11 protein-coding genes are annotated in these 13,916 nt (G+C 38.0%); 6 read left to right on the plus strand and 5 right to left on the minus strand.

Features of this window, described 5'->3' with window-relative positions:
* Positions 1–12: 12 nt before the first annotated feature.
* Genes H7A25_05045 through H7A25_05055 form a run of 3 tightly spaced genes read left to right on the plus strand, consistent with a single transcriptional unit; the run spans position 13 to position 3,824 of the window.
* The gene (locus tag H7A25_05045; protein MCP5499245.1) at positions 13–1,191 is read left to right on the plus strand and encodes an acyl-CoA dehydrogenase family protein; all 1,179 of its coding nucleotides are present in this window, start codon (positions 13–15) and stop codon (positions 1,189–1,191) included.
* A gap of 1 nt (position 1,192) precedes the next feature.
* On the plus strand, positions 1,193–2,008 hold the full coding sequence (locus H7A25_05050; protein ID MCP5499246.1) for an alpha/beta hydrolase: 816 nt from the start codon (positions 1,193–1,195) through the stop codon (positions 2,006–2,008).
* A gap of 34 nt (positions 2,009–2,042) precedes the next feature.
* Entirely contained in the window at positions 2,043–3,824 is a 1,782-nt protein-coding gene (locus H7A25_05055) for a hypothetical protein (protein ID MCP5499247.1), read from the plus strand.
* An 81-nt stretch (positions 3,825–3,905) separates the two neighbouring features.
* On the opposite strand, the gene H7A25_05060 is transcribed toward H7A25_05055, so the two are convergent.
* Positions 3,906–4,724 carry a hypothetical protein gene (locus tag H7A25_05060; GenBank protein ID MCP5499248.1) on the minus strand — a complete coding sequence of 273 codons (819 nt, stop codon included), beginning with the start codon at positions 4,722–4,724 and terminating at the stop codon, positions 3,906–3,908.
* A 435-nt stretch (positions 4,725–5,159) separates the two neighbouring features.
* Here H7A25_05060 and H7A25_05065 point away from each other — a divergent pair, with 435 nt between their 5' ends.
* Both H7A25_05065 and H7A25_05070 read left to right on the plus strand, forming a co-directional pair.
* Positions 5,160–6,293, plus strand: a complete 1,134-nt coding sequence (locus H7A25_05065) for a VWA domain-containing protein (GenBank protein ID MCP5499249.1) — start codon at positions 5,160–5,162, stop codon at positions 6,291–6,293.
* Positions 6,290–7,735 carry a glycogen synthase gene (locus H7A25_05070; GenBank protein ID MCP5499250.1) on the plus strand — a complete coding sequence of 482 codons (1,446 nt, stop codon included), beginning with the start codon at positions 6,290–6,292 and terminating at the stop codon, positions 7,733–7,735. Before H7A25_05065 ends, H7A25_05070 begins: the two co-directional genes overlap by 4 nt.
* A gap of 65 nt (positions 7,736–7,800) precedes the next feature.
* Here H7A25_05070 and H7A25_05075 read toward each other — a convergent pair whose 3' ends face one another.
* Positions 7,801–9,567 (minus strand): hypothetical protein, encoded by a 1,767-nt coding sequence (locus H7A25_05075; protein ID MCP5499251.1) that lies wholly within the window; start codon positions 9,565–9,567, stop codon positions 7,801–7,803.
* Between the two features lie 64 nt (positions 9,568–9,631).
* On the minus strand, positions 9,632–10,369 hold the full coding sequence (locus H7A25_05080) for a CPBP family intramembrane metalloprotease (GenBank protein ID MCP5499252.1): 738 nt from the start codon (positions 10,367–10,369) through the stop codon (positions 9,632–9,634).
* 250 nt (positions 10,370–10,619) lie between these two features.
* Here H7A25_05080 and H7A25_05085 point away from each other — a divergent pair, with 250 nt between their 5' ends.
* Positions 10,620–11,801: a DUF445 family protein gene (locus tag H7A25_05085; protein ID MCP5499253.1), complete on the plus strand. Its 1,182-nt coding sequence runs from the start codon at positions 10,620–10,622 to the stop codon at positions 11,799–11,801.
* A gap of 70 nt (positions 11,802–11,871) precedes the next feature.
* On the opposite strand, the gene H7A25_05090 is transcribed toward H7A25_05085, so the two are convergent.
* Entirely contained in the window at positions 11,872–12,816 is a 945-nt protein-coding gene (locus H7A25_05090) for an MBL fold metallo-hydrolase (protein ID MCP5499254.1), read from the minus strand.
* Positions 12,817–12,841: 25 nt separating this feature from the next.
* Positions 12,842–13,900 carry a magnesium/cobalt transporter CorA gene (corA, locus tag H7A25_05095; GenBank protein MCP5499255.1) on the minus strand — a complete coding sequence of 353 codons (1,059 nt, stop codon included), beginning with the start codon at positions 13,898–13,900 and terminating at the stop codon, positions 12,842–12,844.
* Between the last annotated feature and the right edge of the window lie 16 nt (positions 13,901–13,916).

Here is a 13,916-nt window from a genome sequence, read left to right on the forward strand (position 1 = left end):
TTTACCCGATGAATGCTTGTTTCCATGAGCCAATCATTTGACCTTTATAATCCTACAGAAGCTCACCTTGAGCTAAGAAATAATATTGCGCGTTTTTCGAAAGCTCGCCTCGATGAACAGGCAAAAGAAAACGATGAACAGGAAAGTTTTAATCACAAGCTCTTCAGTCAGTTAGCCGGAGAACTGGGGCTTTTAGGAGTAACCGTTCCGGAAAAAGATGGGGGGCTTGGCCTGGATCCTGTTGCAGCTGTAATTATTCATGAAGAAATGTCTAAATACGATCCGGGTTTCACTTTATCCTATCTTGCCCATGAAGTTTTATTTGTAAACAATCTGAATAATAGTGCCAATGCAGAACAAAAAAAGCGTTATTTACCCAGAGTGATTTCCGGGGAATGGATAGCCGGGATGGGCATGACAGAACCCGGAGCCGGTACTGATGTTCTGGGAATGAGCACCCTTGCTGTTAAAAAAGGAAATAAATACATACTGAATGGCACCAAACAATATATTACAAATGGAAATATTGGTTCGGTATTCCTGGTCTATGCAAAAATGGACAGTAAGGATAACAAAAAAACCACAGCCTTTATTGTGGAATCAGGTTTCCCCGGTTTCAGTGTAGGAAAGAAAGAAGAAAAACTGGGAATGCGAGCTTCTCCAACCACTCAGCTCATTTTTGAGGACATGGAAGTTCCCGAAGAAAATTTAATCGGGGAAGAAAATGGAGCTATCGGTCACATGATGCGCAACCTGGAAATCGAGAGGGTTACTCTTGCGGCTCAGTCTCTGGGTATCGCTCTTCGTTCCATTGAGATTATGTGTGATTATGCGATTCGACACAGGGAAGCCTTCGGGAAAAAGTTAAGTGAGTTCGGGCAAATGCAACGTTTAATTGCAGAATCTTATGCTGATTGTTCTGCGGCCAGGGCCCTGGTTTATGAGGTAGCTTCCAAAATCCATCCTTCTTCTCGTAATTCTCTTGGGGCGGCTTCTGCAAAATTAGTAGCCACACGTATGGCCGAAACTGTATCGAGAAATGCAATTCAAGTCTTAGGTGGTTATGGTTATTGCCGGGAATATCCGATTGAAAGGCTGCATAGAGATTCGATACTTCTATCCATAGGGGGTGGAACGAATGAAGCTATGCAGAAAAATATTATTGCTGATTTAAAAAAAATTTATTCCTGAGATGGGACTCAAAGTAGAAGAATATCTTGAAATTCAGGGTGGAAAACTCTATCTTCGTTTCCTGAACCGTAATCTCATGGATCCGGAAAAGCCCTTCCTGCTTTTTTTGCATGAAGGACTGGGTTCAGTAGAACAATGGAAAACCTTCCCGGAGAGGCTATGCGAAGAAGCCTGCCTTCCCGGAGTTTTATACGATAGATTCGGTCATGGAAAATCAGCTCCGTTTTTAAAGAAGAGAGAGATTGATTATCTCGAAATAGAAGCTTTTGAAATTTTACCCCAGGTTTTAAATCAACTTCCATCTAGGGAAGTAATTTTTATAGGTCACAGTGATGGAGCGAGTATTGCTTTATTATTCGCTTCAAGGTTTCCGGATAGAGTCAGGGCTGTTATTTCAGAGTCAGCCCATATTTATTGTGAAGAGCTTACTCGTTCTGCTATACGAGAAGTTGGTTTTGCTTATCTTATGACCGATCTGGGAAGTAGGCTGGAAAGATACCATGGAGATAAGACTGTAGATCTGTTTCATGCCTGGCATGACACCTGGTTAACCGAGGAGTTTAAATACTGGAGTATTGAATCCTTTATGGAAAATGTGGTATGTCCGGTTCTTCTTATGCAGGGAAAAAATGATCAATATTTTGCATCAAGTCATTTGGAGGATCTTGCCCTTGAGCTAAAAAATGCGAAGGTGCAAAAAAAACTCATCGATAAATGTCAGCATGTTCCCCATTTTGAAAAACGTAAGGAAGTCCTTGATATAATCTTACATTTTTTGGAATCGGAAAACTTGTTTCCAAAGAAAAAGCCTTGTTAAATGCAAGGGGTCTAAACATAATCAGTGCAATCCAATGCTTCTAAAAAATAGTTTTCGAATTCATCTGAAAAAAGAAAGTGTAGAGCCCCCTGTTTCTAAAACTCTTTTATTTAGCGAGGGGAATCTGGCAATATATTCCCGTATTCCTAAAGATAGTGTATCTTTCTTTTTTAGAAAATTAGAAAACTATGTTATATGCCTTCAGGGGAATTTTTATCTTGATTCGGCTCTTAGTATAGATACTGCAAAAAACCTTGATGAATTCTCTGAAAAATTGAACCAGATTGGAGTCGAGGCCGCCATTAGCTGCATACGGGGCGGACTTTTTTCTCTTGCTGTTTATGATAAGAAGTCCTTAAATCTATACCTGAAAACGGATAATATGGGGATTAACCCTTTATTTTACAGGGTAGATGATGAGGAAATCGAGATTAGCGACAACCAATTCTCTATATCTTCAAAAGAGAACGTGTCTTATCTCGCCTGTATTGAGTATTTGAAATTTGGTTATCTACCCTTTTCTCCTTCTCTGTTTGAGAATATACAGAGACTAATGCCGGAAGAATTTATTTGTATTCATACCCAAAGCAGACAATTAACCAAAACTGATAAAATGTGGTATAAATACGTATCTGTAGGAGAAAGGCACTGCGACATCATAGAAAGTACCGAACGCATACATATAGCCCTGGAATCCTATTTCTCTCTTATGCCGGAAAAAAAGTATATGCTGGGATTGTCAGGGGGTTACGATTCCAGACTCATCCTTGCTTTTTTGTCCTATCGGAACCCTGAACTTTTACATTTTCAGAACCGTGACAATAGCAGGGATACAAACCTGGCAAAAAAAGCGGCAGAACTGGCCGGGCTTAGTTTAAATGTTATGGGTTTTCCCCAGAATGCTCTCGCTCTATTCCACACAAATCTCAGGCATACATTTCGAAACTTAAATAGTCTGGAATACTCCCACCTGCTTTTTTTACATTATCTGATAAACGAGCAAAAACCGGCATACTATGTAGATGGATGCGCCGGGGATACCATCTTAGGTGGAACCTACTATTTTGAGGGTGGCAAAGATCCAATTTCCGTTTTAAAATACATCTATATGCAGGGAAATTATAATCATCCTTTCCAAAGTATGAGATCCTATGAAGAAAGACTCTATTCTCAAAGAGAATCGGTTACAGATTTTTATATGCAGGAGCTAATTGGAAAAGATGAGAAAGTGGAAATACGCAAAAAAATGCGAGCGATTGTTCAGTTTCTGAAAGCTTATAGTCAAACACATGAAGATCTCCTCGAAGCAATAGGACATTATACCCGAACCCGTTGTCTGCTTTCTACAGGTCCTACAGGAAGTCTATCTACTGTACCCTGCCTGGTTCCCTTTCTGGATAGGGAAATAAAAAAAGCTGCCCTCGATACTTCCAAAGATCTGAGAAGCATGGACAGGTTATACAATCATTACTGGAACCAGTATCACCCGGAATTTAGTCGTATAAGGCGTTCGGGTACGGGAGGAAAGGCCAGCAGCGGAAATGTTTTATACCGCCTTCAGCATGTAATCAATTATACCATGAAAAAACTTCAGTATCTTCCCGATAATTCCTTTTTAAAAAGGAGAGAATATATCAGTGTAGCTTCCTACTTAAATAATATGGAAAATAAGAGCTTTATTGAGAGTTCTTTGAGAAATATTTCCAGGAAGATACCGGAACGAATCAGCCATTTCATTCTCCAAAAACATGAGGATCATGTTTTACTCTCCCGTCTTTTAATTCGTTTTATCAGTTTAAATGAACTATTGCATTGAGGTTTACACGGGAACAAAAGAAATATTGCTGATACAAAATCTGGCAGTCTGAAAGTAAATACTGAGTATTAATTACTACTGTTAGACTTTCTTAAAAAATCTCTCCAAATAGGCTTCCGGAAGTTCTACAATACGGGAAATGAATTTCAGCTCAGCTCCTTCTTTCTTCACATTAATTGCAGTCCTTAGCTTACTTTTATGCTCTGCTCGTTTTTCGCACTTTTGAGTCAGAAGTATACCTTTTTGAATTCCCTCCTGAATGCTTTTTTCCCGGATTCCAAACTCTTCAGCTAGTTCCCAAACTCTTTCTTCTATGGCCGTCATGTTCTTTCCCATTTCCTTTAGTATAAACTCTACTTCTTCTCTGTAAAGTAAAAAACTGTCTTTCAAGTTCTCTCCGAAGCCTTTTTCTATGGCTTCCCGGATTATCTCTTCTCTCTGTTTCTTTGCTTTAAATATTTGCAAGAACTCCAGTTCCCGGTCAGTCTTTTTCTCCAGTTCAGAAACTACGATGCAATGTATCTTTGTTATTCCTGGATTCTCCATGACAAAAAGTCCTTTTCTCTTCTCTAAGAAATGATATGTCTCTAAAAATCGTTGGGGTTTTTGGGTTGTGATAAGAGTAAAGCTTAAGCTTACCTTCTCTTTTTTCCGTAGGACAAAAGCCGAGATATAATACAAAGTTTTGTAAATATCCTGTAGTTTCACCCCCTGGCTTTCAGACTTGAATTCGATGATATTAAATTCCTGAAAATAATTCATTAAGTCAAGGTGCTTCCCTATAGGTTTATCACTCTCTATCACAAGGACATCGAGTTTTCTCGGAAGCCTGTGCAATTCAAATTCTGTTTCTACCTTTGCGAACCTGGAGAAAAAGGCTATAGCTCTTTTTTTAAACACTTCATCAAAGGTTTTTTGGGTTCATGTGACCCTCTACTATAAAGGGTTTGAAAAATGAAGTTTGGACTCTATTTTTAGAAAAAAAATTAAAATCTGAGATTTTTTTAAAACGGACATAATTCTGAGTAAAGCGAGTGTGCACATAAGTATAAAGTCCCTTGCCGTTTCTAAAGTTGATAAGCATGCTTTATGATCTTTATCAGTCTAAAAGAACTATTGCATTGAGCTGCCCTGTAAATATCTGTTTTCAAAGCTATAATATCTGTTTTAATTGACAGCGATGGAAATACACGAAAACTAGAGAAATACATGTTGTATTTTAAGTATCATTACCTGAGATTTTGGAATTAGCTCTAAAAAGCGAAAACGCATGTTTTTTTGTCTAATAAGCATTCCAGAAGCATAGCGCGGAAAAAACAAGCAAGAGGTATAAACATGAAGAAATGGCAAATAAATAAATTTATTATTGGGATCCTATTTTTTAGCCTCCTACTCAGCTCTGTTCTAATCGGACAGATGAAAAGAGGAGCAGAGATTCTGAAGGATAGTGATTCTGATTCCATACCCGATGCGGTTGAAAACCTTTCCACAAGTTTAAACGCAGGTGAAGATGAATGCAAATATACGAAATTTAGCTCACAATGTAAAGATGTCTCCCTGAACGGTCTGGAAGGAAATGAGCATTTTATTTACCTGATCGATCAGAGTAGTAGTATGCAGGAGAAGCTGGGAGACAAGTCTCGAATGGAAGTAGCAAAAGAAATTCTAAGTGATTATATTAAAAATCTTCCAGAACAATTTAGTAGTGCCTACGAAGAAAACCCCATGCGTTTTGGAGTTTATGTATACGGACACAACGCCTGCGAAGATCTCAAAGAGTTACAGTCACCTTTTAAAAGACTAAAGCGTAAAACCCTTCAGGAACAAATTCAAACATTAAATCCGAGTGGTGCGACTCCCATTGCCCGTTCTCTAGAAATCCTGGCTGAGAAAATTCAGAAAAAAAAGGGAAAATTTACTATTATGTTGGTCACCGATGGAGTGGAAAGTTGTCAGGGCGACCCAATTGCAAAAGCAAGAGAACTGGTGGCTCTAAATTCCCTGGAACGTTCCGTTAAACTTTCGGTTATCGGTCTCGGTGTTCCAAAGAATATAGAGGCAGAATTGAAAAAAATTGCGGAAGCTTCCGATGGCTCTTATAATACGGTAAATAGTGCCGCAGAATTTAAACAGGTTTTTGTGAGTCCATTTCGCGAAATGGTGCAGAATTTGCTTGGTTTAGTTTGTATGCAATCAGTAACAGACAAGATCATCCGCTGTGAAGAACGTCGCTATAGTTATGTAGAAAAAGCCTATCTTAAAATTAGTAATCCGTTTTCTTCCGGTTTAAAGAAAGAAGAACGGGAGATTCTCCTTGAAGAGAGAAAAGAAATTACTTCAAAGAAAAATAAAAGACTGACCTTGTATAATAATTTAAAAACAAAAGGCTCCAAGATATTTAAAGCGAAAGCCGATAACCTCGTGAAGTTTGTAGGAAAAATACAGGAATATAATAATAAATCTAAATGAGAATTTTACATACTACTGCTGAACTCTTTCCTTACGTGAAAGTTGGAGGCCTGTCTGATATGCTGGCCTCCTTATCCAAAACCCAGGCGAAAGAAAACGAAGTATTCATTGCACTTCCCCTAATTCGAAATATTAGGGGACATATCGAGTTTACAGGAAGAGAACTTTCTTGCATTTCTCCTCATGACTCTTATGGTTCTAATGCTTCTAATATTCTTGAGAATTCAAAATTCAGAGAAGCAAAAGCGGGAGATGTAAAGCTTTATTTCTTTGATTCTCCTATTTTTCGGGATTTATATACCATTTATGAAAATGCAAATGAGCACTACAACTTTGCAGTTTTCTCTTATGCCTGCTTCCATTTAGCCGAACAGCTTGAGGTTAGCTTAATCCACTCTCATGACTGGCATACTGCACTTTGCTCAGTAATCAGTTCTACCAGACCGGAAGGTTTTCCCACCTGTTTTACCATTCATAATATGTCCCATCAGGGGGATCACCCCTTTGAAATGACCGGTTTTCTTCGTTCGGATCCTTTCTTTTTGATACCGGAAAATCTAGAGCATCTGGGTAAAGTGAATTACATGAGAGGAGCCCTGCAACATGCCCAGGAGATAACCACGGTAAGTCCGGGGTATCGGGATGAAATCCTTTCTGAGCCCAATGGATATTTTCTTTCCTGGCTTTTGCAACAAAGACAGGATTCCCTTACCGGTATATTAAATGGAATCGATGAGAAAGAATGGAACCCGGAACTGGATAAAAAGATCTACTTCAATTACAATAAAGAAACTGTAAAAGAAGGAAAACACCGTAATAAACTGGCACTTTACCAGGAATACGGTTTACATATAGATATAAACCGCCCCCTTATTGGTTCTGTGGGTCGCCTGTCCTACCAGAAGGGAATTGCAACTTTTTTAAATTCCTTCTTCTGGAAATGGCAATTACCTTTTTATTATTTTGTTTTAGGAACCGGGGATGTAAATCTGGAAAATGCCCTATTTGAGCAATCCCACCATAACCATCAGAGACTTTATTTTTATAGGGGTTTTTCGGAGGATCTGGCCAGAAAAGTAGAAGCTGCTTCTGATTTCTTTATCATGCCCTCTCTTTTTGAACCCTGCGGATTAAACCAGCTTTATAGTCATGCTTATGGAACCATTCCTATTGTTTCGAGAGTGGGAGGTCTGAAAGATACAGTCCATGAAAGCTATGAGATTGAACATCAGACCGGACTTGTCTTTGAACCGGGACAGGATCATTCCCTGAATTATGCCATGGAAAGAGCTAACTCCCTCTATTACGATAAACCAAAGTTCGATAGGGTTAGACAAAATGTAATGTCTCAGGATTGGACCTGGACAAATCGGGTGAAAGAATACCGGGTGGTCTATGAAAGAGCTATTTCTAAGAAAATTCGAGTAAAACCTTTTGAGTGAAAGTTTAGCAGGCGAGCCGAGAGCCGCCCTTCGGCTCTCTGCGTTCGCTCAGGGGTCGTGAATTATCACGTCTCTACTGTCTCTGCGTGTTTTTGTGCCCATTTTTTTACTGCCACAGATTTTTTCATATTTTCTATAAACTCGATGGTTATGCTCTGGTTGAGTTCATTTAGCTCTTCATCTTTGGCTCCTTCATTAATCTCATCGATAATGAGGTCCACGAGGTCTTCAATCGCACGCTTGGAATTTTTATCTCGAACGATATTGGAGATAGTAAGAGAAACCGAGTGAAAAATAGCAATGCCGATTTCGGTTACTATTTTCTCAGGGAAGAGTCCTCCGAGTTTTTGAGAAACAGTCGAGGTAATTTTTGAAAGTAATTCCCGTGTATTTTTCTCAACCCTATCATTACTTGCCGAACTAGCCAGCTTATTCACCACAACTTTTTTTATCTCATCGCGTTTATTATTCAGGGTGTCGGTAACAATTTCCATGGAATTACCCGAACGAACTTCCGCCTGGGCTTCTGTCAGGATCTGAATGGTAACCATATCTGAAAGTTCTTCTTTAATAATCTCGGAGTAAGCTTTGATGGTTTTCGTAACAACATCATCTCCTACATTAGTGAATTCACTTTCTTTCAGAATTTTATAAGCTGTATATACCCTGACCAGCCTGAAGATTCGAAAATAAGCAAAAGGAATTAAACCTACAACATCGTACCAGTGATAAAGAGGATAAAGAAACCAGGCGATATATTCTTTTCGGCGAACCGAATGAAACCAGCTAATCAGAAATTCCAGGATGAAAAAAATGAAAAAAGGAGTGTCTAAAACCATGAATCTGTCTACAGGTTTCCCTGACATATCTAATTGTCGAAAATAGTTGATAGCCAATCTGGGACGAATCTCTGTATTAAAAACTTTAAATTTCTCCTGTAAGTTGATACTATCCGTTTTCCAAAACCAGTGAAACGCAACTGCTGTAGAGGGTATATGAGTTCCGGGATTCGCAGCACCAATAGCCGCTCTTAATTCCTTATCCAGTTTATTGGTTTTAACCTTATCATATCTCGATTTTCCAATATGCTGAATTTCTTTAAATAAATGATTCTGACCCGAACTTTCAAAGGGATTTTCAGACGTAATCCGAATCATTTGGGAATCGAGCTTGGCTAAAACCTTATCCAGCTCCTTTTGAGATCCTTTTTCATTTCCCATATTTCCATATTTTTCATAATTATCAAGGAGTTCGTAATAGGATTCCGTATCTTTATTTTTAATGATTCCATCGATATGGATATTCAGACGGGTGAAGATCCCCTGAAGATTTCTATCTTTCAGGTCCCCCGGTTCTAATACGATAGTTTTTGAAAAATCTTCCCTGGCTTTTTGAAATTCATTGGATGATTTTACAGAAAGAATTTTGGGTAAAAGGAGATTCATTTTCTTTAAGATTTCCTCTCGTTCTTTATTTCTTTCCGTAGGATCCTGAAGTTTTAAGAGTTTCTTATATTCTTCGACAAAGCGGATATAATAATCCGTAGTTCTGTGAGGTTCCATGCCAAAGACTGCTTCTTCAAACGACATTTTACGGTTTGCGTCATCCGGATCCTTACTGAAGTATTTGGCAGATAATAACTTTTCCTTAAATAAAAAACTATTAGGAAAGAAATTAAAATAAAACGGGCGAAGCCAGAAATAGGTAAGTCCGAATAAAATAAGGCTTATATTCACAAGGACGACTGTGACCATGAATAAATCCCAGGCAAATTTAAAGTATCTGTACATGCCTTTGGGTTTTTCCGCTTCTAAATTCTTATAACTGTCCATATAAACTCCCCGATTCAGCATATTTTTAGGGGCTATTCTTTCAACCACTTCTCTTGGAACAGAATTAATGTTTAAAATAGAACATAGCCGTACCTGTCATAAAATGTATGATCAAGACTCCTACGAGAGATTCAGATTTTCTGTAAAAGTAACCGAGAATAATTGAAAAAAGAAAGGCAAGACCTGCCAGTATGAATCCATACATCAGGTGCATTATTCCAAAAATAATTGAAGACAAAAATATCGCTACAAATTCATTTTTTTTACTACCATCAAATAAGGAGATAAAATAGGATTGTAAATAGCCTCGAATCATTGTTTCCTGAGCCATTACGCTAAATGGGTAAAGGAAGAACTCCCACTCGGGAATGGCTCGAAACCGAAATTCCAATCTTCCCGATTTTACAAGGCTAATACGGATAAGAACCGCCAGTATAAGTCCTATTAAACCCAGAAGGCTTCCCATTTTGAGATTATATATTAACTTTTTCCTATTCAGCCCATAGTGTTTGAGTTTATAAGGTAGATAAAAAACTCCTAAAAGAACGGTAAGGCAGGTATAAGCAAATAAAATTTTTACATAAGTTTCGCTCCTAATAAGCCCGTCTCTAAATAATACCATGCAGCTGAGACTGATAATATAGGAACCATTCAGACTTAGCATAAAAAAGACAGACTCTCTAACCCTATTTTTATAAATGAATTTCTTTTTCAGTTTCTTCTTTTTTGATTTATTCTTTCTCGAATAGTCATAAGCATTCTTCGTTGTCAGGTGAAGTTTTTCTAACAATTCTTCCAGCATATATTCTCCTTTAAAAATGCAAAGCCATACACCTTCCTATTTTAAGTAGAGAGGGTTTACAAGAAATTCCTATAGGTTTATTTTTTCATTTGTGTTAAAAGTATATGTTTTCAAAATGTGAATATCCTTCTTTCTGAAAATAGTATTTGCCATGTTAAACTTGGATGGGCAAAGTTGAAAAATATAGAACAATAACGGGACGGGTATGATGGAGTTTTTAGCCAAGCACAGAGAACTGATAAGCGTATTAATGATGCCATTTACATATGGTTTTGTTGGATGGTTTACCAACTGGGTAGCCTTAAAAATGACTTTTTACCCTTTGAAGTTTTGGGGGATTCCTCCTTATATTGGATGGCAGGGGATCATCCCCAGAAAGGCCCATAAAATGGCCAGTAAGTCTGTAGATATTATTACAACCAGACTTTTAAAGATTGAAGAGGTATTCGATAGAGTAGAACCGGAAGGTATTGAAAGTGAATTAAAGCCTATCCTTTCCAAGATGATACGAGAAGTGACCCAGGATATAGTAAACGACATAAACCCTAACCTCTGGTCTATACTTCCGGATAGAGTGAAGCAGGAAATTTATACAACAGCAGAAGCCCAAATTCCTGGTGGCATTCGTACTATCATCATGAATGTTCGTAAGAATATCTACCAGGTTTTTGATATAAAAGGGCTGGTCTTGAAAAGCCTCACCGGGGACAATGTGACGCTTATTGTAGAAATGTTTCAGAGTATTGGTGCTCCCGAATTCAAATTTATAGAAAGAAGTGGTTTTTACTTTGGGTTTCTTCTCGGTCTGATTCAAATGATATTCTGGTTATTCTTTCCAATCTGGTGGACTCTTCCTATCCAGGGAATTATTGTGGGATATTTAACGAACTGGCTGGCAATTAATATGATTTTCAGACCTCTCTATGAAAAGAAATATCTTGGTTTTATTAAATACCAGGGACTTTTCTTAAAACGTCAGGATGAGGTAGCCAAGCAATATGCACACATGGTAGCCACAAGGATATTAACTGCCAGAGCGGTTCTGAAAGAAATTTTCTATGGTAAAGCTGCTGATGAGGTGTACAATATTGTTCAGAGTGCGGCTATTAAAGCCGTAGAAAACACAGCCACTTCTGCACAACCGATAATCTCCTTAACCATCGGACCTGCGAAATACCAGAATGTGAAGAAGCAAATTATCGACAGAATGATGGAGATTGCACCCCGTTCTATAGAAACTATTGAAGAGTATGTAAGTGCGGCTCTGGATTTTGAAAAGACCATGTATGAAAAAATGCGTTATCTGGATCCTCCCGAATTTGAAAGTGTTCTTCGTTCAGCTTTTCAGGAAGACGAACTTCTACTCATTCTTATCGGGGCGGTTTTGGGTGCTATGGTCGGTCTGGGTCAGGCCATATCTATGGTGATGTAGTTTTACTTTACGGAAGGGCTGTATACCATCGGAGACTGGGTAGATCGAAGTCCCGATGGTGCTTGACAGCTTATTTTCTCTTTCTTAATCTTTTCGCAGAATACGCGATTCCCATTGCATTCATCTTGATATCCATCCCCACCAGTTCCTGTTCGGTTTCGTTCAATTTGATTTCCCTTCTTAAAACTTCTTCTTCCATAAATTGGTAAACCTTTTCCAGGCAAAAGTTATCCACTTCGTCTTCTTTTACTTTATCCGGTGAGGATGCCTCCTTTAATATATCCGAATATTCAGCTAAAGCAAATTTCATTTGCCTTGCTCCTTCTTCTATGTCTTCCCAGATTCCGAAATGTGTCAGATAAGCTTTATCGGCCCCGGTCTCCAGTATCTTATCAACGGAGAGAAGAGCTTCCTGTGGATCAAAGTCTGTAGGAGTACTGGTAGGAAAGAGAAAATTTGAGTTTCCTTTTTGTAAGGCAGGATAGGCTATACCGAAAGAATCTCCGGTAAAAATTCCGTTTGTTTTTGAATCGTGAATCACAAAATGATGATTGGCATGTCCTTTTGTGTAAATAAAACTTAAGTTTCTTTCTCCTAATTTTAATACTTCTCCATCCTGCATAATGCGAACTCGTTTTTCATCGACAGCCTGAATGGTTCCATACAATTCGTTAAATGATTCTTCACCGTAGACCATTTTAGCACTCTGTATCAACCTGTTAGGATTAATGATATGGGGTGCTGCTCTTGGGTGAGCTAAAACTGTAGCATTAGGAAAACGGGAGAGTAGTTCAGAAGTTCCGCCTGCATGATCTAAGTGAACGTGGGTAATAATTAAGAAACGAACATCTTCCGGTTTTCTCCCTGCTTTTTCCAATTCATCATAAAGAATCGGAGCTGCTTTCGCTGTATTATTCTCCACAAAAGCAACTTCCTCTCCTTCCATCATCATATACGCACAGGCAAGTTGAGGATAGATATAATTACAATCAATGCATTTGATAGATTCTTCCATGTTTTCTCCTTTTCTTGTTTTAAGATTAAATCCACTTCTTCCATTTGAAGAAAGATACCATACTCAAAGCCAGTGCAGCCATAGCAGTCAGGGTTATGGGGTAGGCATATTTAACTTCTAATTCCGGCATGTATCTAAAATTCATTCCATAAATTCCTGCAATAAAAGTTAGAGGAATAAAGATGGTAGATATTAAAGTTAAAACTTTCATTACCTCGTTTAGCTTCATACTAATCCGGGTTAAATAAATTTCAAGAATAACATTTAATTCTTCTTTTAAACTATCCAAATTTGAAAGTACTATGGATACATGGTCCAGTATATCCCGAAAATATACTGTATTTTCTTTTTTTATATAAGACGCTCCGAGTCTGGATAGTTCCGGTAAAACGTTTTCCAGGGGTTGAATCATTCTTCGAACTTGAACCAGAAGTTTTTTCAATCGGTTGATTTCATTTAAATCGGATTCTTTAGGTTGTTTTAAAATACTATCCTGCAAGAACCGAATTTCTTCTTCTATACTTTCTATCAGGTTAAAATAATTATCCACAACAAAGTCGATCAAAGAATAAAGGAGATAATCAATTCCTTTTTTTCGGATTTGTCCCCGACTATTTTTGATCCTGTCCTGAATAATCGCAAAATAGCTCTCTTTAGAGGAGTCTTCAAAAGAAAGCAGAACATGGTCCGACAAGACAAAGCTAATCTGTTTTTTTTGTAAATAATTCTTCACAGGATCATAATTGATCATATTTACTACAACAAATAGACTCTGGTCATAATCTTCCAACTTGACCCTCTGTTCCGTATTGGCTATATCTTCTAAAATAAGATGGTGTAGAGAAAATGCTTTTCCTATATTTTCTAACATTATAGGATTTTGTGTATCCTCGATACAGCACCAATTAACAAGTCCTTCTGCATGTTGTTTCGGTATACTTTGAGAAGTATATTGTTCTTCCAAAAATTCAACAGGATTGTAAGAAATAATTTTAAACTCATCCCTGGTGCTAATTTCTCCACTCGGTATAATGGTTCCGGGAGGCAGGCCGGCTTTCTTGGGTCGTTTTTTTGCAATTTCCATATATAATATTTATAGA

Source organism: Leptospiraceae bacterium, assembly GCA_024233835.1.
Classification (GTDB): Bacteria; Spirochaetota; Leptospiria; order Leptospirales; family Leptospiraceae; genus JACKPC01.

Coding starts and splice junctions, on each gene's coding strand:
- H7A25_05045 (MCP5499245.1), top strand. CDS start 13: ATGCTTGTTTCCATGAGCCAATCATTTGACCTTTATAATCCTACAGAA.
- H7A25_05050 (MCP5499246.1), top strand. CDS start 1,193: ATGGGACTCAAAGTAGAAGAATATCTTGAAATTCAGGGTGGAAAACTC.
- H7A25_05055 (MCP5499247.1), top strand. CDS start 2,043: ATGCTTCTAAAAAATAGTTTTCGAATTCATCTGAAAAAAGAAAGTGTA.
- H7A25_05065 (MCP5499249.1), top strand. CDS start 5,160: ATGAAGAAATGGCAAATAAATAAATTTATTATTGGGATCCTATTTTTT.
- H7A25_05070 (MCP5499250.1), top strand. CDS start 6,290: ATGAGAATTTTACATACTACTGCTGAACTCTTTCCTTACGTGAAAGTT.
- H7A25_05075 (MCP5499251.1), bottom strand. CDS start 9,567: ATGGACAGTTATAAGAATTTAGAAGCGGAAAAACCCAAAGGCATGTAC.
- H7A25_05080 (MCP5499252.1), bottom strand. CDS start 10,369: ATGCTGGAAGAATTGTTAGAAAAACTTCACCTGACAACGAAGAATGCT.
- H7A25_05085 (MCP5499253.1), top strand. CDS start 10,620: ATGATGCCATTTACATATGGTTTTGTTGGATGGTTTACCAACTGGGTA.
- H7A25_05090 (MCP5499254.1), bottom strand. CDS start 12,816: ATGGAAGAATCTATCAAATGCATTGATTGTAATTATATCTATCCTCAA.
- corA (MCP5499255.1), bottom strand. CDS start 13,900: ATGGAAATTGCAAAAAAACGACCCAAGAAAGCCGGCCTGCCTCCCGGA.